The 24,820-nt window shown below is 37.4% G+C and carries 18 protein-coding genes; 3 read left to right on the top strand and 15 right to left on the bottom strand.

The features are described 5' to 3' along the window. Positions 1-3: 3 nt before the first annotated feature. From ilvD to QBE53_11925, 10 genes are all read right to left on the bottom strand, one after another. The gene (gene ilvD, locus QBE53_11880; GenBank protein WZL80502.1) at positions 4-1,722 is read right to left on the bottom strand and encodes a dihydroxy-acid dehydratase; all 1,719 of its coding nucleotides are present in this window, start codon (positions 1,720-1,722) and stop codon (positions 4-6) included. 82 nt (positions 1,723-1,804) lie between these two features. Further along, positions 1,805-2,329, bottom strand: a complete 525-nt coding sequence (locus QBE53_11885) for a 3-isopropylmalate dehydratase small subunit (protein WZL80503.1) — start codon at positions 2,327-2,329, stop codon at positions 1,805-1,807. Beyond that, positions 2,330-3,622: a 3-isopropylmalate dehydratase large subunit gene (locus tag QBE53_11890; GenBank protein ID WZL80504.1), complete on the bottom strand. Its 1,293-nt coding sequence runs from the start codon at positions 3,620-3,622 to the stop codon at positions 2,330-2,332. 136 nt (positions 3,623-3,758) lie between these two features. After that, a complete protein-coding gene (locus QBE53_11895; GenBank protein ID WZL80505.1) occupies positions 3,759-5,306 on the bottom strand; it encodes a DUF1294 domain-containing protein in 1,548 nt (515 codons plus the stop codon). 111 nt (positions 5,307-5,417) lie between these two features. After that, on the bottom strand, positions 5,418-6,242 hold the full coding sequence (locus tag QBE53_11900) for a sugar phosphate isomerase/epimerase (GenBank protein WZL80506.1): 825 nt from the start codon (positions 6,240-6,242) through the stop codon (positions 5,418-5,420). 106 nt (positions 6,243-6,348) lie between these two features. Further along, positions 6,349-8,190: an amylosucrase gene (locus tag QBE53_11905; GenBank protein WZL80507.1), complete on the bottom strand. Its 1,842-nt coding sequence runs from the start codon at positions 8,188-8,190 to the stop codon at positions 6,349-6,351. A gap of 12 nt (positions 8,191-8,202) precedes the next feature. Then, a complete protein-coding gene (locus QBE53_11910) occupies positions 8,203-10,458 on the bottom strand; it encodes a glycosyl hydrolase family 65 protein (GenBank protein ID WZL80508.1) in 2,256 nt (751 codons plus the stop codon). Positions 10,459-10,494: 36 nt separating this feature from the next. Next, positions 10,495-11,355, bottom strand: a complete 861-nt coding sequence (locus QBE53_11915) for a carbohydrate ABC transporter permease (GenBank protein ID WZL80509.1) — start codon at positions 11,353-11,355, stop codon at positions 10,495-10,497. Continuing rightward, the gene (locus QBE53_11920) at positions 11,355-12,260 is read right to left on the bottom strand and encodes a sugar ABC transporter permease (protein WZL80510.1); all 906 of its coding nucleotides are present in this window, start codon (positions 12,258-12,260) and stop codon (positions 11,355-11,357) included. Before QBE53_11920 ends, QBE53_11915 begins: the two co-directional genes overlap by 1 nt. Before the next feature lie 92 nt (positions 12,261-12,352). Continuing rightward, the gene (locus tag QBE53_11925) at positions 12,353-13,597 is read right to left on the bottom strand and encodes an ABC transporter substrate-binding protein (protein WZL80511.1); all 1,245 of its coding nucleotides are present in this window, start codon (positions 13,595-13,597) and stop codon (positions 12,353-12,355) included. A gap of 189 nt (positions 13,598-13,786) precedes the next feature. Here QBE53_11925 and QBE53_11930 point away from each other — a divergent pair, with 189 nt between their 5' ends. Both QBE53_11930 and QBE53_11935 read left to right on the top strand, forming a co-directional pair. After that, the gene (locus tag QBE53_11930) at positions 13,787-14,497 is read left to right on the top strand and encodes an AraC family transcriptional regulator (GenBank protein ID WZL80512.1); all 711 of its coding nucleotides are present in this window, start codon (positions 13,787-13,789) and stop codon (positions 14,495-14,497) included. Between the two features lie 212 nt (positions 14,498-14,709). After that, entirely contained in the window at positions 14,710-15,663 is a 954-nt protein-coding gene (locus QBE53_11935) for a calcium/sodium antiporter (protein ID WZL80513.1), read from the top strand. Here the strand turns inward: QBE53_11935 and QBE53_11940 are convergent. From QBE53_11940 to QBE53_11955, 4 genes are all read right to left on the bottom strand, one after another. After that, complete coding sequence (locus QBE53_11940; protein ID WZL80514.1) at positions 15,660-17,051, bottom strand: DEAD/DEAH box helicase; 1,392 nt, start codon at positions 17,049-17,051, stop codon at positions 15,660-15,662. The two genes, QBE53_11935 and QBE53_11940, sit on opposite strands and share 4 nt — an antisense overlap. A 23-nt stretch (positions 17,052-17,074) precedes the next feature. Continuing rightward, the gene (locus tag QBE53_11945) at positions 17,075-18,052 is read right to left on the bottom strand and encodes a rod shape-determining protein (GenBank protein WZL80515.1); all 978 of its coding nucleotides are present in this window, start codon (positions 18,050-18,052) and stop codon (positions 17,075-17,077) included. Positions 18,053-18,234: 182 nt separating this feature from the next. Further along, positions 18,235-19,218, bottom strand: coding sequence for an aldo/keto reductase (locus QBE53_11950; protein ID WZL80516.1), 984 nt, complete (start codon positions 19,216-19,218; stop codon positions 18,235-18,237). 13 nt (positions 19,219-19,231) lie between these two features. Next, entirely contained in the window at positions 19,232-20,929 is a 1,698-nt protein-coding gene (locus tag QBE53_11955; protein ID WZL80517.1) for an FAD-dependent oxidoreductase, read from the bottom strand. Positions 20,930-21,098: 169 nt separating this feature from the next. Between QBE53_11955 and QBE53_11960 the strand changes: the two genes are divergently transcribed. Continuing rightward, entirely contained in the window at positions 21,099-22,004 is a 906-nt protein-coding gene (locus QBE53_11960; protein ID WZL80518.1) for a LysR family transcriptional regulator, read from the top strand. Here QBE53_11960 and QBE53_11965 read toward each other — a convergent pair. After that, complete coding sequence (locus QBE53_11965; GenBank protein WZL80519.1) at positions 21,961-24,816, bottom strand: transporter substrate-binding domain-containing protein; 2,856 nt, start codon at positions 24,814-24,816, stop codon at positions 21,961-21,963. The genes QBE53_11960 and QBE53_11965 overlap by 44 nt on opposite strands. Positions 24,817-24,820 lie beyond the last annotated feature (4 nt).

Below are 24,820 nucleotides of genomic sequence, written 5' to 3' on the forward strand. Positions count from 1 at the left end.
TTCCTAATCTGTAACCGCCCCACGATCTGCCGATGTCACCAAGCGTATGTATTTATTTAACACACCACGTTGATAGCGATAAGGCGGTTCGACCCATTCTTTTCGTCTCTTTTCAAATTCTTCATCACTAAGATTGACATAAATTGTATTTGTCGTTATATCTATAGTAATCATATCATAATTTTGAAGAAGTGCAATAGGTCCTCCAACTTGTGCTTCAGGGGCAATATGACCGATAACTAATCCATGACTACCTCCTGAATACCTTCCATCAGTAAGCATAGCCACTTTTCCACCTAAACCTTTACCGATTACAATCGCACTTATAGAAAGCATTTCCGGCATTCCCGGACCACCCTTAGGACCTTGATAGCGAATGACAATAACATCATTCTCAACAATTTCATCCTTCATTAATGCCTCTGTCGCTTCTTCTTCCGAGTCAAAAACTTTTGCTGGCCCTGTCATCGTTTTTACTGGTACCCCTGACATTTTACATACAGCTCCATCCGGGGCAAGATTCCCTTTAAGAACATATAAGGGACCTTCTGGTTTTAATGGATGTTCAAAATCGCGAATGATTTCTTGGTGTACATCCAAATCAGGAAATTCTCGTAAATTTTCTTCCAATGTCTTTCCGGTCACTGTCAAGCATTCACCATGAAGTAATCCTTGACGTAATAATATCTTCATAACACCCGGCAGTCCTCCTACATTACTTAAATCCTGCATAACATATTTGCCGCTAGGTTTTAAGTCTGCAAGATGAGGAACACGTTTGCGAATACGTTCAAAATCATCATAACTTAAATCAACATCCACTGAATGGGCTATCCCCAATAAATGTAAAAATGCATTGGTCGATCCTCCAAGAGCCATAACAACTGTAATTGCATTTTCAAATGCTTTTTTTGTCATGATGTCTTTAGGATAGATTCCTTGCTCTAGTAGTTTAATCACTTGAGCACCTGCCCGAGAGGCTTCATCCGATTTATGGCTATCAATAGCTGAAATGGATGCATTATAAGGTAAAGACATACCCATGGCTTCAATGGCTGATGCCATGGTGTTTGCTGTATACATCCCACCACACGATCCCGGTCCCGGGCACGCATTACATTCAATTTCATGCAATCGCTTTGCATCAATTTCCCCTTTGTTGTATTGCCCTACAGCTTCAAAAGCAGATACAATATCAATCGCCTCTCCATCTAATTTTCCTGGCTGAATTGTGCCTCCATATACAAATATAGCCGGGATATTTAGTCGACCTATTCCAATCATGCATCCCGGCATATTTTTGTCACAACCTCCAATAGCCACCAAGCCATCAAGACGCTCTGCCCCAACGACGGTTTCTATGGAATCTGCAATAACTTCACGACTCGGCAAAGAATAGCGCATACCTTCATGTCCCATTGCAATACCATCTGCAACCGTAATGGTATTAAAAATCATCGGTGCGCCTCCACCTTCTCTAGCTCCTTGTTTTGCATGAAGAGCTATCTGATCGATATGAATATTACATGGCGTAACTTCACTCCATGTACTTGCTATTCCAATCATCGGCTTCTTAAAATCTTCATCCTTAAACCCAACCGCCCTAAGCATGGCTCTATTTGGGGTTCGGTTAATTCCTTCACTTATATCGATACTATTTATTCTTAACTCTTTTTTTTCTAAGGTATGTTCACATTGTTTTTTATCTTGACAACAGCTCATCAATATCATCCTTTCTAAAAATACACAGCGATTATTGTTGTATTCTATTATGGACCAAATGATAATGATTGTCAATTAATGTTTAGTAGTTTTTATCTGCGTATCCAACCCATCCTTCTGCTTCTACAAGTGCTCTGTCAAACCCTTCTAATTTAAAAGGATACACTTTATTGATCGTCTCCGATCGCAAGGTCAAGGTAGCGTTCTCAATATCAACGATTGCTTCTGTTGCTTGCCCAGAAAAACTGTCAAACATGTCCTCAATCTCTTCTGCACTAAACTCTGCAGCCAACATACCACAGTTATACATATTTTGTCGGAAAATCCGTGCAAAATCCACCGCAAATACTGCATTGATGTCATTGACTTCTAACGCCCAAGGTGCATGTTCTCTTGAAGACCCACATCCAAAATTTGAACGCGTAATAATCACTTTTTTATCCAGGATATCTGTTGCTGGATCAAATCCTTCTAGGGTTAAGTCTTCAAGGAGATATGGTTTTAGGGCTTCTTTTGTAATCTCTGTCAAATATTTTGCAGGAATAATCTCATCTGTATTAATATCACTGCGATCTAAAAATAATACACTTCCGCTAAATGATTTCATCTATTGTCCTCCTTCAAATAATGCCGAGTTCACAATAACACCTTCAATAGCCGTAGCTGCTGCAGTTGCAGGACTCATCAAGTGAACCATTCCTCCACGACCCATACGCCCGTTAAAGTTACGATTCGTTGTTGATGCACATGCTTCCCCTTCGGCTAACACACCGTTACTCATCCCAAGACACGCTCCACACGTCGGATTGGTTACGCAAAAGCCTGCTTTCATAAATATATCAATAATGCCTTCCTCTAGAGCCATCTGATAAATAGCTGGTGTCGCCGGAGACAAAACACCGCGTAGTGTGTCACTTATCTTTTTACCTTCCAGTACTTTTGCAGCAATGCGTAAGTCTTCTATCCGCCCATTTGTACATGATCCAATATAAACTTGATCAATTTTTGTCCCTTGCATTTGCTCAACCGGTTTCACTTGATCCGGTTTATATCCAAACGTTACCATAGGGGTTAACTTAGATAAATCATAGGTATATACCGCTTCATATTGTGCGTCTTCATCGGATACCCACTGACTAAAATCTTCTAGTGCCTCTTCCTTTGATGTATAATCTTGTTCGATAAAAGGCCATAAATAGTTGACTGTCGTCATATCCGGATGACATATACCCGACGTTCCTCCAGCTTCAATCGCCATATTACATAAGGTCATACGTGATTCCATGGACATCTCATCGACAATATTGCCTGTGAATTCCATAACACAGTTGGTTGCACCATTAACTCCTATTTGACTAATAATATATAAAATAGCATCTTTCGCATAAACACCTTTCGGTAATTTCCCTGTCAGTTCAAATTTCATGGTTTTGGGTTCTTTAAAAGAACATACACCTTTTAATATCCCAACTTCAAGATCTGTTGTCCCAACCCCTGCCGCAAAAGCCCCAAAAGCTCCATGGGTACATGTATGGCTATCTCCCATAATGATTGTATAGCCCGGACGTACAAAGCCTTTTTCAGGAAAAATCGCATGGCATACACCATTGCGACCAATATCAAAGAAATCTTTAATCTTATGCCGTCTTGCCCAATCTCGTATAATTTTTCCTTGCTCCGCCGTTTTTGAGTCCTTTGCAGGCGTAACATGATCTATAACTGCTTTAATCTTTGTCGGATCAAAAACACGGTCCATTCCTCTAGCCATTAAATCTGTAATTGCAATTGGCGTTGTAATTTCATGGCAAAATACCGCGTCTAATTTTACAATTGTCGTATCTTCAAATGGCTTATCAATTTGATGTGCGTCAAATATTTTTTGTGCAATTGTTTTACCCATAATTTTCTCCTTATATTATATTGTAAACCGCTCTAATTCAACACTTTACCCAATCATAGTTTAAGTGGTTTACCTTGAGATGTCAAGGCAAACCACTTATAATACAAGCATATAATATAACTTTTATTTATACCCCTTATAATACACGTTTTGCACCAATAAAAGGTAATCGACTCATCCACCCAAAGGCCGGAGTAACACGTACGCCAGAAGTTGTTGTCGCATGGATAGACTGTCCATCTCCTATGTAGATCGCTACATGGGATACTCGTCCGGATTTTCCGTAAAATAATAAATCGCCAGGAATCAATGCACTCTTATCTACATAATCGCCCTGTAAGTATTGATCTCTTGAGGAACGATTAAGCTTCACACCAAATGGTGCATAGATTTGTTGTGTATATGAAGAACAGTCAATACCTTTAGTCAGACTTGTTCCTCCATAACGATACGGAGTTCCTATAAATTGTTTTGCATAAGCAATAAGCTGATCCACATCAGCATCGGATTTTTGCTCCATACTTTTTGTCATATTCAACTCTTCTTCATCTAAGATACGAATATAATCCTGATGGGCATATCCTTGAACTGCATTCTGCGTACGTACGAGATACCATTCGCCTTCTTCGCCTTGAATCGTTATACGCTGATTCAAAGTTAATTTTCCAATGATATTATCTGAATTCTCTAGGGATGGTGACGAACGCATTCGAAGGACTTCTGTCGTTACACTTCCAACCGTTTCTGATGAATTATTTGACGCTTTTGTTGTCTCATCTTTTATTGACTTGTCTATAGCTTCTTGCTCTAAAGCGGTAGCTCCAACAAATTCATTAATGTATTTTACAAGTTTCTTATTATTTTCAAATTGTTTAAACAAACGAAGGTTCAATATCAATGCTTCCTCTTTTGTACTTAACGTTTGCGGCTTTAAATAGATTCCTCCATCATCACTTTGTGTTCCACGGACCAATCCATTACTGATAGCTTTATTCATCGCTACCAATGCCCAATCTGATATTTGTTCTTTATCTGTAAATTCAAACTTTGTCGGTGCATCCGATAATACCTCAACCTCTGCACGCAACTCAATCGCATCACTCAAACGAACAAAAATGACAATCATTTCTTCCCTTGTTATTTCCTGATTCGGATAAAAATATCCGTCATTACCTTGTATCAATCCTAAAATGTAGCCTTTAATCACAAACAGATTTTGTGTATCCTCAAATACATTTTCATCTTCTGTTACACTATCTAATGCTCCAAACATCTTTTCAAATGCTGTAACAACAAGCTCTATAAACTCTTCACGTGAAATATTTTCATGTAAGTCATCATACAAATTCTGTGTAATATACCCTTTTTCTTTGGCTTCATCAAACTCACTAATCGCCCATGACGATGGCATAGACTCTGTAGCAAAAACTGGATGCGCAAATGCAAACACAAATAAGTGCAAACATAAAAAGAGTGGGATGGCTACCTTAAATTTCGCTTTTTTTGTTTTGTGACGAAAAAGCTGCATGCCTAATAAACCTCCTATCGGTCCTAAAAAAGCCCATAAAAGCAAGACTTTTTCAGGAATTCTATACTTGTTATTTATTGCCTTTACCTTGTCAATTCCATATATAAAGAAAGTAATTCCGTTTATTATTCCATATACAATTCCTATATCATTCATGCTTCCTCCTTATACAGCACACTGCTTATATTATAACGTAATATAAAAAAAATTGTAAGACCATATGGTAAATACAGTCTTACAATCGTGTTACAGCCCTTTATGATTATATTATTTTAATAATTTTGTTAAAAATTCCTGACTTTTTTTAAGCCCAGAACCTGTTTGTCCTTCAATAATAATATCTAAGCCTGGTTTGTATTTTTGAATCATTGTTTTTATAAAAGAATAATCCATGATTCCATCGCCAACAGGAACCTGAACTAATGTATTGTTTTCAACAATAAAGTCTTTGGCATGAAATACAGCTATTTTGTCACCATAAAGTTCAAAAGCTTCTTGAATAATTTCATTGCATCGGGTGTAGTTATCCATACACAAGAAGTTGTATGGGTCGAGTATGGCAAGAACATTCGTTGAATCCAGTGCATCAATTAATCGTTTGACTTGCTTTGGTGATCCCATTGCATGATGATATGCACCTTCGATTCCAACACACATTCCATGATGCTTGGCTACCTCAACAAGCTCTTGGAAGATTTTTAGAACTGATTGATAAGCTTTTTCCGAGTGATTATCCGGATGGTATGTCCAGTTCTTCATATAGGACCCCGTTTCTGTTCCTACAAGATATCCACCAAGTTCTTTACCATAGACAAGATATTCTTTAAATCGTGCCATCCCTTGTTCAACAACCTCTTCATCCAGTAAGTTAAAGTAACTTCCTATGAGACCAATGTGGATATTGTGCTTTTTAAATGCCTGTCCAATTTTAAACGCCTTTCCTGCCGATAAAAACCCTGCTGTATCTGATACACCTTCAATAGATTTATATGCAACCAGCTGTACCGATTCAAGGCCTTGAAGTTCAAGACGCGCTGCCAAGTCCTCTGCCGATACATTCTCTGCTATATCATGCCCACGTGTTCCAATCATTATAAAAAACCTCTCTTTCATTCATTGTTTCAAATTACTATTATAGCTGAAAAAAATCAGAAAGTTAAGCTTTTTAAGTCAACTTTCTGATTTTTATGAGAATTGTCTATACCAACCATAAACTTTCATATGGAAAAAGTTTAAACTGCGCTTCATTCATTGTAACCATTTTATCTGTAATTAAGTCTGATAAAATAGTTTTATGCGTAATATCCCTAAGCTGATCCACTGAAAAATATTGATGATTTTCACTAAAATTGAATAAACAAATCATCGTTCGTTCCTTGGTCCGCTTAACAAATCCATATACATGTATATTATCAAAGGTCAATATCTCATATTCCGCTTTACTATTAAAAATAGGATGGCCCCTTCGAATTGCACTTATTTTCTTAACATACTGAAAAACACGTCCTTCGTCTGTATGTAAGTCATGACGTTTTTTTGCTCTTTTCCAATCAAACTTTGCACGATGAACCCATCGCCCTTCTGCCTGTTTATGCATATCTTTTTTATAGCTTTGATCATTCAGCGTCGCAATTTCGTCGCCGCTATATAGTAGCGGAATTCCCGGTTGGGAAAAAATCAGCGCCAAAATAAGTTTAATACGATAATGTGCAAGTTCGCGTTCCCGCTCATCATGACGCTCTTTGGCTATTTCAAGTCCTAACAGAGAAGCCAATGTTCCATTTGTGCGCGCATCATGATTCTTTGGATTATACTGATATATCTCTCCTTTGGAAAAGCTTCCTGCAAATCGCCCTGCATAAAAATCAATCAAAAATTGCTTATGTAAATACGGATTCATTCCAAAATATTCAACGGTATCTTCATTAAATCCCCACCCGATATCATCATGACATCGTATATAGTTCATAAAGCATCCTGTTTTTGGAATATGGTAGCGTTGTGCATCGGATGTTAGCAGCCGTGTGTCTCTCGTCGCCAGTGAATTAAACAAGTCCACCATTAAATTTGCATTATATAAAACACCGCACTCAATACGTTGGTGAACGCTTTGTTCCTCCACATGACCAAAATACTTAAAGATTTCATCCGGTTCAACAATGGCTTCTCCAAGTAATGCCACCGAAGGACATGCAATTTCTTTGACTAAATGGAATAGATGCAGTAATTCATGTGCCTGTTTTAAATTTCTACACGTTGTTCCCGGTTCCTTCCACATAAATGCAATCGCATCCAAACGAATCATATTTACACCCAAATTAGCAATAAACAGCATTACATCGACCATCTGTTCAAAAACATATGGATTCTTAAAATTCAAATCCCATTGAAATGAACTAAAGGATGTAAAAACCCACTTGTTTATTTTTTCTACATATGTAAAATTACCAGGGTTCTTATCGGGCAATACCTCCGGGACAAATTGGTCATAAATATCCGGTATTTCGCGATTGTCATACATAATGTACATATCCTGATATTTTTGATCTCCTTCTAAAGCCTTTAGCGCCCATTCGTGGGTGTCTGCTGTATGGTTTAGCACATAATCGATACACACATCAATCTCTTGTTCCCTAAAGGCACTAAGCACCTTTTTAAACTCTGTCAAAGAGCCTAAAGATGGATCAATCTCTTTATAATTTTCTACCGCATATCCACCATCATTTTCTCCTTTTCTGGGCAATAGAAGTGGCATAAGGTGTACATAGGTGATGCCTAACTCCTTTAGGTAGTCTATCTTATCCACTAGCCCCATTAAGTTATCCGCAAACAAATCAACATACAGCATCATTCCAACCATTTTCTCACTCATAAACCAATCATGTTCTCTAAGGTCTAAGCGATGCAATTGCTTTGGACGGCTTTTCATACGGCTGACGATTGTATCAAACAATGCATTGAAACTCGCTTCGTCGCCACCATATTCTCCATATATGGACAGATATTCTTCTTTTAAGTGTTTTACTGCTTCTAAATTCATCGAACCACCTCTTTATTTTGCCTCCATCGGATACCGAATATGGATTTGATTTTCAACGCTATATCTTTGACCATAAACGATAATTTCAACGGGTTTTGATGTATGGAGTGTAATTTGGTCAGCCATAGTGATTGTCACCAGCGCTTGCTGATAGCGAAATCTAAACCGAAGCTTTTTCCACTCTCTAGGCATAATTGGATGAAGACTTATACCGTCTTCTTTAATACGCAAACCTCCAAATCCGTAGACAATGCTCATATAAGCGCCTCCGGCATTGGCAATATGCAATCCATCTTTTGTATTATGGTGCAAATTATCTAAATCCAAACGCACTGTTTTCATAAAAAACGTATAGGCTTTTTCCACTCTATTCAACTTTGCCGCCATGATACTGTGTACACATGGTGAGAGACTTGAATCGTGGGTTGTTAATCTTTCATAGTAGTCATAAGAACGCTCCATAATATCCAAAGGAACATTATCCAACAAAAAATATGCCAATAGCGTATCTGCTTGCTTCAAAACCCGATATCTATAGATAGTCAATGGGTGATAATGTAGTAGCAGCGGATATTTATCTTTAGGTGTATGTTCAAAATCCCAATCCGCCTTATCTTTGAAGGAATCATCTTGCCAAAAAATCCCTAGTTCTTCTGAAAAAGGCAGATACATTTGTTGATAGGCCTTTTCCATCATTCGTAGTTCTTCATTTTTTATCTGTAGACGTTTTTTGTACTCTTGAAACCAGTCTGGATCTGTAATATTTAACTCATCGGCAAATTTTGTCGCCCAATACAAATGGTATCGTGCCATTGCATTTGTATAAAAATTATTATTCACAATTGCGCTATATTCATCAGGTCCTGTCACCGCCGGTATTTTGAACTGATTATCCTTGTCAAAATGACCGATTTCCAGCCAAATTCGAGCTGTCTCAAAAATAACTTCAAAGCCCGCTTGTTTTACAAAATCTATATCCTTTGTGAAAAGATAATATTGAATATAGGCATAAGCTACATCTGCATTAATATGATACTGTGCACTTCCCGCCGGAAAATACGCCGAACATTCCGTTCCCGCAATGGTTCTCCAGGGTATCTTCGCTCCAGTTTTGTGCCCCATCATCACCGACCGTTCTCTTGCTTGATTTAACGTTTGATATCTAAATGCTAATAAGTTTTTAGCTATTTTAGGATGCGTTAGAGAAAAAAAGGGCAGCATATATATCTCTGTATCCCAAAAATAATGCCCTTCATATCCTTCCCCACTTAATCCCTTTGCACAGATATTGGAGAACTTATCCCGACCAGCTGAGGCATATAACTGATATACACTGTAATTTAATGCTTCTTCAACAGATTCATCGCCCTCAAGTTCAATCCTAGCCACTTCCCAAAAGGCTTCCAAATGCTTTTTTTGTTGGCTAAACCAATACGCACTCGAGTGTTGTATTGCCTTATGAATGATCTGTCTTCCACTTTCTTCATATACCGGTGTACGGATGCTATCTGTATATACAAGAAACTTTGAAAATGTCAGGGATTCCCCTTGCTTAATCGAAGCATGTTTAAATGCAACAACACTCTCTTCTTGAACTTCATAGTCCATGTCAATATCATGTGACATCGATGCTGTCACAAACAAATTCGAATGACGCGTCTTACTCGTTATCTGGCCCAAGGCATTATTCTCCACATGCACCTGTTCAACCAATAGCCATCGTTCACGTTCAGAAGACACTCGAGGATCATTCTTATCTGCATAGTTATTGACATGTCCATTTAGCGTCGATAAAATAGAGATATCTCCCGAATAGTTCATCGATGTAATCATATACTCTATGACAGCAAGTTCTAATTGTTCAAAAGATGCCATCTTTCGAATACGTATGACAATATGATGACCTTTTGGAGATATCCACTCTATGTGACGGACATTGTAACCTTCCATAATATTTAGCTTGCGTTCCAACATCACAACCTTTCCATCAAACAAAGAAAATTCTTCATCATCAATGCGCAGAATAATTGTCTGCCCATCTATTAGATTCAGCATTTTCTGGGCTGTCTTTGGAAATCCATAAGCGCTTTCTCCATACTTTATCTCAACATCTTCATAAAAACCATTGATATATGTTCCACGTATCGTTTGAAAATCGCTAGGATATCCTTCTTCAAAGTTTCCTCGTAATCCAAGATATCCATTTCCAACAAATTGCAAACTTTCATCAACGAGTAACTGTTCATTTGTTAACTTTGAATTTTTCATCTGCCCTCTCCTAAACTTCTTTTCAAACATTGATATTTACTTGATTGATCCTGATACCATACCTTTAATAATATGTTTTTGTGCAAGTAAGAATCCGACAATGATAGGGATGGCTGCCATTAAAACCGCTGTCATAATTAAATCCCACTTTTTAACAAAGGATCCTGCAAAGGCCATAATGGCAAGTGGAATCGTCTGAATATCTTGTCCGATACCAAGAATAAGCGATGGTAATAAGAAGTCATTCCAAATCCAAATACCATTTAAGATAATGACTGTAACAAAAATAGGTTTTAAAATCGGTAAAATAATTTTGAAGAAAGTCTGAGGTTTTGTGCACCCATCAATCGTTGATGCTTCCTCAAGTTCAAGAGGAACAGACTTAATAAATCCATGAAACATAAAGACAGACAATGGCGTACCAAATCCAATGTAAGCAAAAATCATTCCATGATAAGTTCGAAGCATTCGTAAGCCCGTAGCTTCATATATCATTCGAAACAATGCAACCAGTGGAAACATGACCACTTGAAATGGAATGATGAGTCCACTTAAAAAAAGTAAAAAGATAAATCCTGATACTTTTGTTTTTGTCCGCACCAAAACCCATGCCGCCATGGCAGAAAAAACTGAAATAGTCACCAAGGATCCAACAGTAATAACCACCGATGAAAAAACACTTGAGGAGTATTCAATGCTTGGCCGACTCCAAATGTCTGCCATATTGATAAATAATTGACCCCAACGTTCTGGTAAGGCTATGGGATCTGTAATAATCTCAAGAGATGCTTTTGCCGCATTAATAACAACAATAAAAAAAGGAAACATGGCAATTAAAAACATTATCAACGTTATAAATGTCAATACAATATTAAGGACTTTTCGTTTTTTAAACATTATATTTCCACCTCTTTCTTCTTGTTATAATGCACTTGTGCCATAGACATAACGGACAATATGACAAAAAATACAATCGCTCTAGCTTGTCCTTCAGCCATATTGTTAAACTTAAATGCCACATTATAAATATGCATCGCTAAAAGTTCAGTCGAATTTACAATTTCACCACGAAAAGTTGCTGATGGTCCTCCATTGGTAAGCGCAACAATAATATCATATTGCTTAAAGGAATTGACTAGGGTTAAAAATGATGTAATTGTAAACGCCTGCGCTATCATCGGCAATGTAATACTTTTAAATCGATGCCAATAATTTGCCCCGTCAATTTCACTTGCTTCAATTAGCTCTTGAGGAACATTTAAAAGCGCCGCCACATAAATCATCATAATATACCCTGCATATTGCCAAGTAAATGCCATAATTAGTCCCATTAATGCCAATTCAGGATCTGCAAGAATAAGCACATCTTCAAGGGCAGATGATCCCACAAGACTTCCAATGGCCGGAACAACACTTTTAAAAATAAACTGCCAAATATATCCCAGTACCAAACCACCAATTAAATTAGGTACAAAAAATCCTGCCCGATAAAAACTTTTAAATTTCACTTCACGGGTAACTAAAATAGCTAGAATCATAGCTACACCATTTACCGTGATAACACTGACAAAAGTAAATAAGAAGGTTCGAATAAACGAGTATTGAAACGCTTTATCCGAAAGCATGTTTTTATAGTTTTCAAAACCAATCCAATTGACCTCTAGCCCTGCAACCGCCGTCCAATCGGTCATTGAATAATAAATCCCCATAATAAAGGGAATAATTACAACAACGCTAAAAGCGAATAATGCCGGTGCTAGAAAAGCCCAAAAGACAATTTTATCCTTTGTATATCTATTCATAAGCTGCTCCTTTACATGTCAGAATGGTAAAAGAGATACGTAATAATTATGAGGGATGTGAGAAATCCCACATCCCTCATCTATCTTTTAAATTATTTTATCTCTTCTATCTGCTTAACAAGTTGATCGATAAATTCTTCTTTTGTCAAATCTCCTTTTGCGAAACTTTCATAAATAGGTCCAAGGGTATTCATTCCAAATCCATCCGGCATATCATTTTGCAACCATGTATAGGAACCGTTTGGTTTTTGTAACCATTCAGCTGCACTTGCTGATAATGGAGTATCCGGTGTCAATGTAACATTTGTAAATGCAGGGACCATCTTCGCTTCATTAACCATATAATCATGACCTGCTTGGTTTGTAGCCATATAGTTTAAAAACGCATTAGCGGCTTCTTTGTTCTCACTATCACTATTAATAACATAGAATGATGGTGCACCGATGAAAATTGCATTATGTTCGCCTTTGACACTTGCATGTGGTGCAAAGCCCATAGGGAAATCAATGCCGTTATCCACTAACCAAGGATCAATCCAGTTTCCTTGATGAATAAATACCGATTTTCCAGTTCCAAACTGTCCAACCTGCGCATCATAGTTACCAGTGATTAACACAGCTTCATCTGCATATTCAAATAATAATTCAACCCAATCTGCATATTCTGTTAGTCTCGCTACATCCGCCTCACCATTGTTTAATTTATCCAAAACTGTTGTATCGCCATATGGCAACCCAGCTGAAAGATATCCATTAAAGTTATGTAATCCTGTTACCCAACGCATATCAGGACCTGCTGCCATCGCAACAACTGAATCAATCCCTAACGTATCTTTCATACCGTCAATTTTTTCAAAGGCTGCACGATATGCTTCTTGAGAAGTTAATGTTGCTGGATCTATGCCCGCTTGACTTAATAAGTCAGCATTATATGCCATTCCCCAAGCCTCTACCGCAACAGGGAATCCATAGACAACACCGTCAACAGTAAATTCAAGGTTTGTTAAATCCATCCACTCTTGATCTTCATAAGGTTCAAGTTTTGAAGACCATGTGTTGTAACCGCCCATACCTTCAATAACAAATATGTCTGGTTGACGATCGGACTGGAATTCCGCTTTTAAGTTTTCAGCATAAGGTGAGTCTCCACCTGATGTCTTCACATCGACTTTGATCCCGGTTTCTTCTTCATAGGCTTTTGCAAATGCCGTGAGCTGCTCGCCAATTTCTACTTTGTTTTGGTAGATAACCACCGATTCTTCAACCTTTTTGCCACATCCTGCAAATACCAGAATTAATAAACTCATGACCAATAGTAACGATAAAGCTTTTTTCATAATACTTCCTCCTTTATAGATCATCGCTTTTGTGTATTTCTTACAATTTGATACTATGTTTATCTTTGTTCTAAGGATTATTTATACATTCCCAAATCCTTGTACTGATAATTATATCTATTTTTCTATATTATTTCTTATGTTTTTCTGATATAATTTGTATATATCTTATATGAAATGAGGGATTGTATGAATCGTTCTCTAATCAAAGAAAAATTAAAGAATATGGACATGGAATATAAGCATCCTCCCTATTCATTAGAGACAAAATTATTAAGTGAAATCAGCTTAGGTTTACTTTCTGAGGCATTGACCACATTAGCTCAGATTAATGGTTTAGACCGTGCGGCTTTATCATCAAATTCTTTACGGTCTATGAAAAACTCAATGATTGCTTCTTGCACAATCTTTACTCGAGCCATTATTCGTGCAGGTGTTACTCCTGAAGATGCTTTTGATTTAAGTGATCACTTTATCAAAAAAATCGAATTGTTCGAAGACATCGAACAACTGGAGGCTTTTGAATATTCGATGGTCAAGGATTTTATTGGCTTAGTTAATGCGACCAAGACCCATCATTATTCCCAAGCCATCTCAAAGGTCATTCGCTATATTTCTGAAAATGCCACATCAAAACTTACGGTAAAAGAACTTGCTGACATGACACATTTATCCGCAGATTACTTATCCAACCTTTTTCACAAGGAAGTTGGAGTATCTATAACCACCTATATACAAGAACGAAAAATAGCTATTGCCAAAAATTTTTTAGAATTTTCAACATTAAAAATAACGGAAATTGCCTACGTACTAGAATATTGCAATTCAGCCTATTTTTCCAATGTTTTTAAAAAACAAACCGGAATGAGCCCGGCCCAATATCGAAAAAACACTTTATAAGTATTAAGTCATTTTATTTTTATCTTGCAAAATAAGAGGAGATGATATAGAATTAAGGTAGTTTAGAGGGAGTAACTTGCCCAACGGTATCAAAGTCGTCATTACGGATTGTATAATCCCGGCTTTGGTGACAAGAATTTGTTTAGTGAGACTCTACAACTTTTAATAGTTGTAGAGTTTTTTTATGTTTTATTTTAAAAGGAGAGTGAATTATGGATATTGTTTTACTCATTATTGGTTTTTTACTACTGGTCAAAGGTGCTGACTTTTTTGTTGACGGCGCCGCCTCTATCGCTAGACGCTTTAATATCTCTACGATGGTTATTGGATTAACCTTGGTTGCTTTTGGAACAAGTGCTCCAGAACTTGCTGTAAGTATTAACGCTGCTCTTGACAAATCAAACGGTTTGGTCTTTGGAAATGTTATTGGCTCCAACATTCTTAACATTTTACTGGTCTTGGGTTTATCAGCGGCAATTACGCCTATTAGCATTCGTCTAAAAACGATTCTAAAAGAAATGCCGTTTGCCATTATAGCTACAGTTGCTACGCTGTTTATGGCTCTTGACCTGACCATTGATCAGACACCTAATGTCATCTCACGTGTTGATGGTTTAATTCTTCTCATTCTTTTTGCCATCTACTTTTATTCTATGCTCGAGATTATTGTCTTAGGCAAAGAAGAAGGAACATTTGAAGAGATCTCTGAGATGTCCCTTCCCCGAAGTCTTATATTAACCGTTATAGGAATGGCGGCCATCATTTGGGGATCAGACTTAACGGTAACAGGCGCTGTAGGTATTGCACGAACTTTGGGACTATCTGAAGTTATTATCGGATTGACCATTGTCGCTATCGGTACTTCTCTACCAGAGCTTATCACCTCTGTTGTTGCTGCTCGAAAAGGCGAAAATGATATTGCCGTAGGCAATATCATCGGTTCAAACATTTTTAATTTACTTCTCGTTCTAGGTGTCTCGGCTGTTATAAATCCAGTCATTATTGATCGATCTAGTATTCTTGATTTAAGCATCTTAACCCTTGCAATGGTTGTTGTCCTTCCCATTATGTACACTGGGAAAAAAATCACACGCAAAGAAGGAATTTTTATGTCTTTAGCCTATGTTGCATATATGGCCAGTCTTGTTTTTCGAATTATCGGTTAAGCTTTTTTCAAAAAGTGCTTTACACGTTGTAACCAAGATAACTTTTGCGTACTTGCCTTAACCGTATTTGCCTCAGTCCCCTCATTATGGGTGGACTGAGTTTTCTTTTTATGGACAATTTCAACTGAAATCTCCGGAACCCGCTTTTTAACTGCATGGGAAGTTTGTTGTGGTTTTGATGTATGTTGATGCTTTGGCATATGTTGGTGCTTTGGCGCACTTTTTGGCTTTGCCGTTTTATGCGTTTTATTCGCTCCAGGTAAAGCCGGCACGTGAACCGGTAATTCAGATTCTTCGATTAAACGTCCAACATGTTCTTCAATTTCATATAAGCTCATCACATCATCCGCTGTAACTAATGATATGGCTTTTCCACTATTGCCTGCACGTCCTGTTCGTCCAATACGATGTACATAACTGTCTTTTTCTACAGGTATATCATAGTTAATTACATGGCTTAACTCGTCAACATGTATACCACGTGCTGCAACATCTGTTGCGACAAGTACTTGAATTTTTCCTTTTTTTAACTTTTGAATGGTTTTTAAACGTTTATTCTGACTAATCGCTCCATGTAATGCTTCAACATTGAATCCTCCATTCGCAAGATATTGCTTTACACGGTCAACCTCACGGCGCATATTACAAAAAACAATGACACCTGTTGGATTTTCTGCACGTATAATTCGTGATAATTGTTTGCGCTTTTCATTTTTTTCAACTCGATAGTAGATTTGTTCTATCGTATCGACTGTTTTGGTCTCAGACTCTAACTCAATAGTCAAAGGATTATCCATATATTTTCGGCAAATCTTTTGTATTTCTGCCGGCATTGTTGCTGAAAATAAGAGTGTTGTTCTTTTTGTCGGAAGATGTTTGATGATTTTTACAATTTGGTCGTAAAATCCCATATCAAGCATTCGGTCTCCTTCATCTAATACCAAAAACTCAATATGTTCAGTTTTTAATGTTCCTCGCTCCATATGGTCAAACACACGTCCAGGTGTTCCTGTCACAATATGTACACCTTTTTTTAATTGTTCAATTTCTGTTTGAATGTTATGCTGACCATACACTGCAGTTGTTGATACTTTTGTTGCTTTTGCCATCATGCGTATCTCTTTATCCACTTGCACCGCTAACTCTCTAGTCGGCGAAAGAATAAGGGCCTGTACGTCTTTTACTTGGGGATTTACACGTTGTGTGATTGGCATACCAAAAGCACCTGTTTTTCCACTTCCTGTTTTTGAACGGACAATCAGGTCTTTTTTACTCAGTATAAAAGGAATACTCTCTTTTTGAACTATCGTCGGTTCTTCAAATCCCATCTCCGTAATCCCTTGAATAATTTCATCCGATACGCCTAACGCTTTAAATTGATTTTCCATAAACACCTTCCTTAAGCTATTTTCTATTTTATCCCTTGTTTTGCAATAATATCCAGTCCAAGACCCACACTCGCCAAAGGTTCTTTTGCCTTGACAATGTCCACGCCTGTTTTTTCATGTATAAACCTATCCATTCCTAATAACATGCTTCCACCACCTGTAAGCATAATTCCATCTAACGATATATCTGCCGCCAGCTCTCCAGGCGTTTTTTCAAGGACGCCTAAAATGGCATCCAATATCTGACTAGCAACAACTTTAAATACCGGTACAGTCTCATTTCGAGAGATTTCTATGCTTTTTGGTAGCCCAGAAACCAAATCTCTTCCGGTAATGGTTATCTTACTATTATCTTCATCCGTAAATAATGCACCTATCGAAACTTTTAATCGTTCTGCCGTTTTATCTCCAATAAGAAGGTTATAGCTGTTGCGAATATATCGGATCATCGCTTCATCAAAATCATTACCTGCCACCTTAAGTGAGGTACTTAAGACAATTCCTCCAAGAGAAATCACTGCAACATCTGTCGTTCCTCCGCCAATATCAACAAGCATGCGCCCCACCGGTTCGCCTATACTTAGTCCACTTCCTATTGCTGCTGCAATAGGCTCATCAACAACTGTGACTTTTCCTGCACCTGAATGGTAGGCAACATCTTCTACCGCTTTTTTTTCAACTTCTGAACCACCACTAGGTGCACATATAATCATTCGAGGCTTTGACTTTCGGCTTATCCCTATTTTTTTTAATAAGAATTCAATCAATTTTTGGGCTGAATCAAAGTCCGAGATCACTCCTTGTGAAAGCGGATGTATCGCTTCAATATTATCGGTTGTCCTTCCCACCATATCTTTTGCTTCATGTCCCGCTGTCAAACAGCGCTTAGTTTTTCGATCGATTGCAATTACTGTCGGTTCATTATAGACTAATCCTTTTTTTGAGTCATATACTAATGTATTGGTTGTTCCAAGATCTATAGCAATTTTCTGTTTAAACATACGACTTCCTTTCCAACGTTCCTTTTCTATTCGTTCTCAAATAATATCATCCACACTTATTTTAGCATCTTTTTTGAAATTAACCAATCAATATTCAAAAAAAGCGTTAAAAAGACTAAATGCATTTGATTATCACAAGCATTTAGTCTTTAAATTAATTATTCACGTTTTTATCTTTTGCCTTACCACAAGTGATGGACATGGGGACGTATCAACGTATCATATACTTTACGCACTTCCATCATCACATCATCTGAGAGCGCTTCAATTTTTGAACTATTTGTATTTTGGCGTACCTGCTCTACCGTTTTTCCTCCAGGAATAACACAACTTACATCCGGATTCATTAGAATCCACTTCAATGCAAACTGTGCCATTGAAATATGTTCCGGCTGAATTCTTTTTAACTGTTCAACCGCTTCAAGACCTACTTCATAAGGAACACCGGAAAAGGTTTCTCCTTTGTCAAATGCTTCCCCTTGACGATTAAAGAAACGATGATCATCTTTTTCAAACGTAGTCTGCGCCGTCATCTTTCCAGTAAGCATCCCACTAGCTAAAGGAACGCGTGCAATAACACCTACATCATTAAGGCGCGCTTTTTCAAAAAAAGTTTCTTCCGGTTTCAATCGGAACATATTATATATGATTTGTACTGTAGCAAGATGTTCATAGTCCATTGCTCTTAAGGCCTCTGACACCTTTTCAACACTGACTCCGTAATGTGCAATTTTTCCTTCTTTGACCAGTCCATCAAGGCCATAGAATAACTCTTCATTTTCATATACTTGAGAGGGAGGACAATGCAACTGAAGCAAGTCCACCCGTTCAACATCAAGGTTCTTCAAACTACGTTCTAAAAATTGACGAATATTTTGTATCGAATATCCGGATGCGATATGCGGATCTAAACGTCGTCCTGCTTTGGTCGCAATATAAATCTTGTCTTTGTGGCTATTCGCCAGTTTTCCAAGCAAACGTTCACTGCGACCATCACCATATACATCTGCTGTATCAAAAAAGTTAACCCCTTGGTCAATCGCTTCTTGTATCGCTCGCATACTGGTATCGTCATCAACCGTTCCCCAAGTTCCTCCAATTGCCCATGACCCAAAGGAAACTTCCGAAATCTCATATCCTGTCTTACCTAAGATTCGATACTTCATATCTACGCCCTCCTTAATTGAAATTATATTGTGTTACAATCGGTTCTCTTTTTTGTGAAATATCTTGAAAATATTCATAATAGCATATTCCTAAAAATGATCCTGAAATATTGACTACATTTTTATAGCCAAGACCTTGCAATGCCATGATAGCGTTATAGCTTCGTTGAGATGATCGGCAATGTAGGTAAACGGTTTGGTCTTTTGGTACTTCATCGATACGCTCACGCAATTCACTTAGCGGAATGTTAATCGCATTTTTCAAATGCCCATAAGCATATTCACCTTTTTCGCGAACATCAATAATCTTTGCATTGTTTTCCACTAAACTTCGCACTTGACTTACCGGAACTTGTTTGACAACTCCGTCTAAAATATTCAAGCCCACAAGTGCTGCAAAATTTACGACATCTTTTGCTGTTCCAAATAATGGTGAATAGCACAATTCCAATTCTTTTAAATCCTCAAGAGTTCCCCCCATGGTAATCATCGTTGCAATAACGTCAATACGCTTATCGACATTCCCTTTTCCAATCGCTTGGGCACCAAGAATACGTCCTGTCGGATATTCAAAAATCAGTTTAAAATGCATCGTACTTGCATCTGGAATTAATCCAACTTTATCTCCCGGCATCACATAGACAAAATCATAGGCTATGTTTGCCTGTTGAGCCGTTTTTTCATTCAATCCTGTTGATGCAGCGTTCATGTCAAATACACGTACAACCGAAGAACCTATAACCCCTTTATTGGTATGCGATTTTCCAAATATATGATCTGCTGCCGCTCTAGCTTGACGTTGAGCCGGTCCTGCAAGTGCTAGGCGTGTAGGTCGGTGTGTCAATTGATGGTAGACTTCGATTGCGTCCCCAACAGCATATATATCCGAATCACTGGTGAGATAATTGTGATCAACTTTGATGCCTCCAGTTTCTCCGATTTCTAATCCTGCCTGTTTGGCAAGTGCTGTTTCTGGGTATACCCCAATGGACATAACCACTAAATCCGCTTCAACTTCCCGTCCGGATTGCAGTCTAATTGAATGGTCGTCTACTTTTTCTATCCCATCACTCACAATAAGATCTATCCCTTTATCTAGCATCTCTTTATGAAGGATTTGAGCCATATCAAAGTCAAAAGGTCCCATTACCTGATTAAGTGCTTCCACCAAACTAACATGAATCCCTGCCATGTGCATATTTTCCGCTACTTCAACACCAATAAAGCCGCCACCCACTACAACCGCTTTTTTCACAGCATTTGCATCGATATAGGCTTTTAATTTTTTGATATCAACAACATTTCGAACCACAAAAACATTTTCATTATGAATACCTTCAATGGATTGTGGCAAAATAGGATTCGCTCCTGGTGATAACACAAGTTTATCATATTCTTCTTCATAAGTTTCTTCTGTCAATTGATTCTTTATGACAATCTTCTTTTCATCTCGATTGATTTCAATAACTTCACTATGAATTCGTGCTTCTATATTGTATTTTGATTTAAATGATTCCGGATCCATCATGACAAGCCAATCACTGTTTTCTACCACACCGCTCAAATGATAAGGGAGTGAACAATTTGAAAAGGACACATGTGGACCTCTTTCAAACATAATAATCTCTGCTGTCTCATCAATTCTTCTTGCTCTAGCTGCTGCTGAAGCACCCCCGGCAACACCACCAACTACCAGTATTTTTTTACGCATCGTACATCTCCTTTGTTTATTTATTGTCTTTATTGTCTTCAAATTTTCATTGACCATTTTTTAACAAATTAGTCTAGGACATTTATCCCTATTATACACCATATATCCTTGTTTTTGTCATAAGAATATATTATTATAATATTACAATCTATTATGACAAGGAGCCTTTATGAATATTGAATATCTCAAATCATTTTACTATATCGCAAACTTAAATAGTATTTCAAAAGCGAGCAAAGTGTTACATATCTCGCAACCCGGCTTAAGCCAGCAGTTAAAAAAGCTTGAAGGTGAAATCGGACACCCTCTTTTAACTCGTACATCTCAAGGTGTCCTTTTGACCTCAATCGGAGAGGTCGTTTTTAAATATGCCACCTCTATTTTTCACTTGGAAAATGACCTTCATGAATCTATTCACAGTCTAATTAGCGCTCAAGATACTTTATCCATTGCTGTTTGCAAAAACTTTGGGTCTTTTTATCTTGCCACAAAAATACATGCTTTTAAGACGCTTTATCAAGATACACATATGATAATTGATACCTACCCATCCCATGACGTTGTGAGTAAAGTATGTAGCCACGACTATAACATTGGAATCACCATGTTTCCTGAACAGCTTCATCAACTTCAAGCAACTCCATTTTTTAAAGATCAACTCGTCTTATGCACTGCCCCAAGCTTTAAGGCTGACACAATTGATGTGAATGATCTGGCTAATCTCCCTTTAATTGTGCGTGAGACAACCTCCAGCACCTATGAACGCATTAAGCTCTTTATTGAAAGTTCCACACTAAATACCATGGATAATTTATCCCCTATATTTTCATGCAATTGCTCAAATATCATCAAAAATACTCTTATCTCTGGTAATGGATTTAGCTTTTTGCCACTCAGCAGCATTCAACACGAATTAAACACCCATCAACTTAAGATCATTCGAGTGAACAACGCACCTTGCCAGCTGCTTTCCTTTCAATACGCCTTTGTACAAAGACCTCAGTATAAGCTCAATACTTATGAACAGGCCTTTAAAGATTTTCTTCAATCTCTACCATCAATTGCCGCATTTTAGGTAAAAAAGCATGCGTTAAATCATGGATTTGTTCTTCGTCTTTGGCTTCGAATGCATATTGGAGATTTTTTGCCAACTGATGCATTTCATGACAGCCAAGATTTCCCAAACTACCTTTAATCTTATGGATCATTTCTCGGCTTTGATTATATTGCTTGCTAGTCACTAGTTTGTTAAAATAATCTACAAAATGCTTGTTCTCCTCATAGAACGCATTAAGTACTTGCTGGTAGAGTTCCTTATTATGGCCAAGTTGCTTCATACCTTCTTTTTCATTAAGAATTTGTGGTTGTATTAGGTCACGGCTTGTCTTAGACGCTTGACGTCTCTTTGCATCTTGCTTATTAATTATTTCATGAATAGTCTTTGCTAATTGGGATGGCTCAAAAGGTTTCCCAATAAAGTAATGCATTCCATGCTCTTCACATTCTTCTTTGACCCCTTCAATCATATCTGCAGTCATAGCTACAATAGGAACATCCGGCGACATACTACGTATGGCTCTTGCCGCTTCATAACCATTCATAATAGGCATATGTAAATCCATAAGTACAATACTCGTCTCATCTTTATGTTTTTGAAAAGTTTCAACCCCTTCTTCTCCATTACTTGCAATAAGAATCGTATATCCGGCTTCTTCCAATAATGAGCCTGCAATCAATTGGTTGGTTACATTATCTTCAATTAGTAAGATGGTATGTGTATTTTCCTCCACTAGGGTAATGCTTTGAGAAGACGTTCTTTCATAATTATGTCCATACAAATCAATAATTCCGTTAAACAGTACCGAAGGAATCAACGGTTTTCCAATACCAATATCAACATCGTATCTTTCCATCTGTTCAAATAAATCTTCACGCATGACTGGTAATAACATAATAATCTTAGGAACTTTACTGATTTTTTCATTGCTTTTTAAGTTTCTTGTAAAATCAAAAACCGATTCCGTATCAATATCATAATCTAAAATAACTAAATCATAAAGATTCTTATGCTCAATCCACATTTTCCCATCGACTATTGTTTCCATGATTTGGCAAGACATTCCAAAGCTTTTTAGATAACTTGTAATGCGTTCATTTAACGGTTCATTATTGGAGATAATTAATGTATGCAAATGGTTTAGATTTGTTTTTTTTATGTTTTCACGATAAGCTTTTTCCCGCTCTTCATCAATTTTTACAGGTAATTCAACCCGAAAAATCGTTCCTTTATCTTCTTCACTTTCAACAGAGACGGTCCCATCCATCGTGTCCACCAGATTTTTAACAATGGAAAGCCCAAGCCCTGTCCCTCCAAAACGTCGATTAATACTCGCATCCGCTTGCATAAAAGGTTTGAATAAATGCTTTAGTTGATCCTGGGTCATGCCAATCCCAGTATCTTCAATATAAAAGCAAAGCTTATGCATATCATCTTCTTCTGATTTATTCACTTCCACAGACACATAGATATGTCCTGTTTCTGTAAACTTAGCCGAATTATTCAAAAGGTTTAATAATATTTGTTCAATCCTCTTCTTATCTCCAATAAACCAATTAGGCAACTCTGGGCTTTTGTTAAGCTGAAGCTCCACATTAGTCTCTTGCAAACGATAGGAAATGATACTTAGAACATTCTGAATAACGGACTCAATATTAAAAGGCATATTTTCAATCTCAACCTTGCCCGCTTCGATTTTGGAAAAATCGAGCAAATCATTGACGATGCCAAGCATTGTATTTGCTGCTTGGGTAATACGGTCTAATTGAACTTTTTGCGCAGCTGTTGCTTGCTTTCTTTTAAGAATATAAGAAAGGCCAATAATGGCATTTAACGGTGTTCGTATCTCATGAGACATCCTTGCCATAAAACTTGATTTTACTTGACTTGCCTTTTCAAGCTCTTTTTGGATCCGTTCACGCTTTTTCACTTCTTTGCGCAAACGTACAATCCAAAACAAAGAAACACCCAGACTTACAAAAGCTATAAAAACAATCCCGATGATAATTCGAAAAAAAGGTCCGTAGTCCACTGCATTGACAACGCCAATCCAACGTTCATGAATTGCAATACGCTCGCTTTCACTAATAGAATCCAATCCTTTATTGATGATGGACTGTAATTGTGGCCAGTCGTTTCGTATACCCAAGTGAAGTCCTAATGGTTTTTCTGTTTCAAAAGTAATATATCGTAAATTGGTCAATCCATTCGAATGAATAATATAATTCGTTGTAGCCAAATTACCCACATAAACCTCTTCATTTCCACTAGCAACGTTAGTTAAAGCCGTCTCAACCGACTCATATAGACTAAGATTAACCTCCCCTTGTTCCATTAGATAACTATGATGGGAACTATTTCTTTGTGTTGCCACCGTATGTTCTGCAAGATCCTCTATTTTTTTTATGTCCTGATTATCCGATTGGGTTACAAGGACCCGCTTAAAGTTATAATATGGATTTGAAAAAAGAAAAAATTCTTCTCGCTGCACAGTTTTTGACAATGCAGGTAGAACATCAATTTCTTTATTTAGCGCTGCATCATATGCCTCTGGCCATGTTAACCCCTCAACGATTTCAAAAGTAATGCCTGTGCGTTCACTGATAAGTTCCAAATACTCTGCTGTTATTCCTGTATAATTTTCATTAATATCTAAATACTCAAAAGGCATAAATTCCGGGTCAATCCCCAAGCGAATCGTAGGATGGGTTTTAATAAATTCTTGTTCTTCTTCTGTAAAAACTATGGCTTCACTATTTAGAGCCATGCTGCTTACACTAAAAAAACACACCATTGCAAACAAACTTAAGATAACATGTACTCTCCTCATCAAT

The organism is Vallitaleaceae bacterium 9-2 (assembly GCA_038396585.1).
Taxonomy (GTDB): domain Bacteria; phylum Bacillota; class Clostridia; order Lachnospirales; family Vallitaleaceae; genus UBA1351.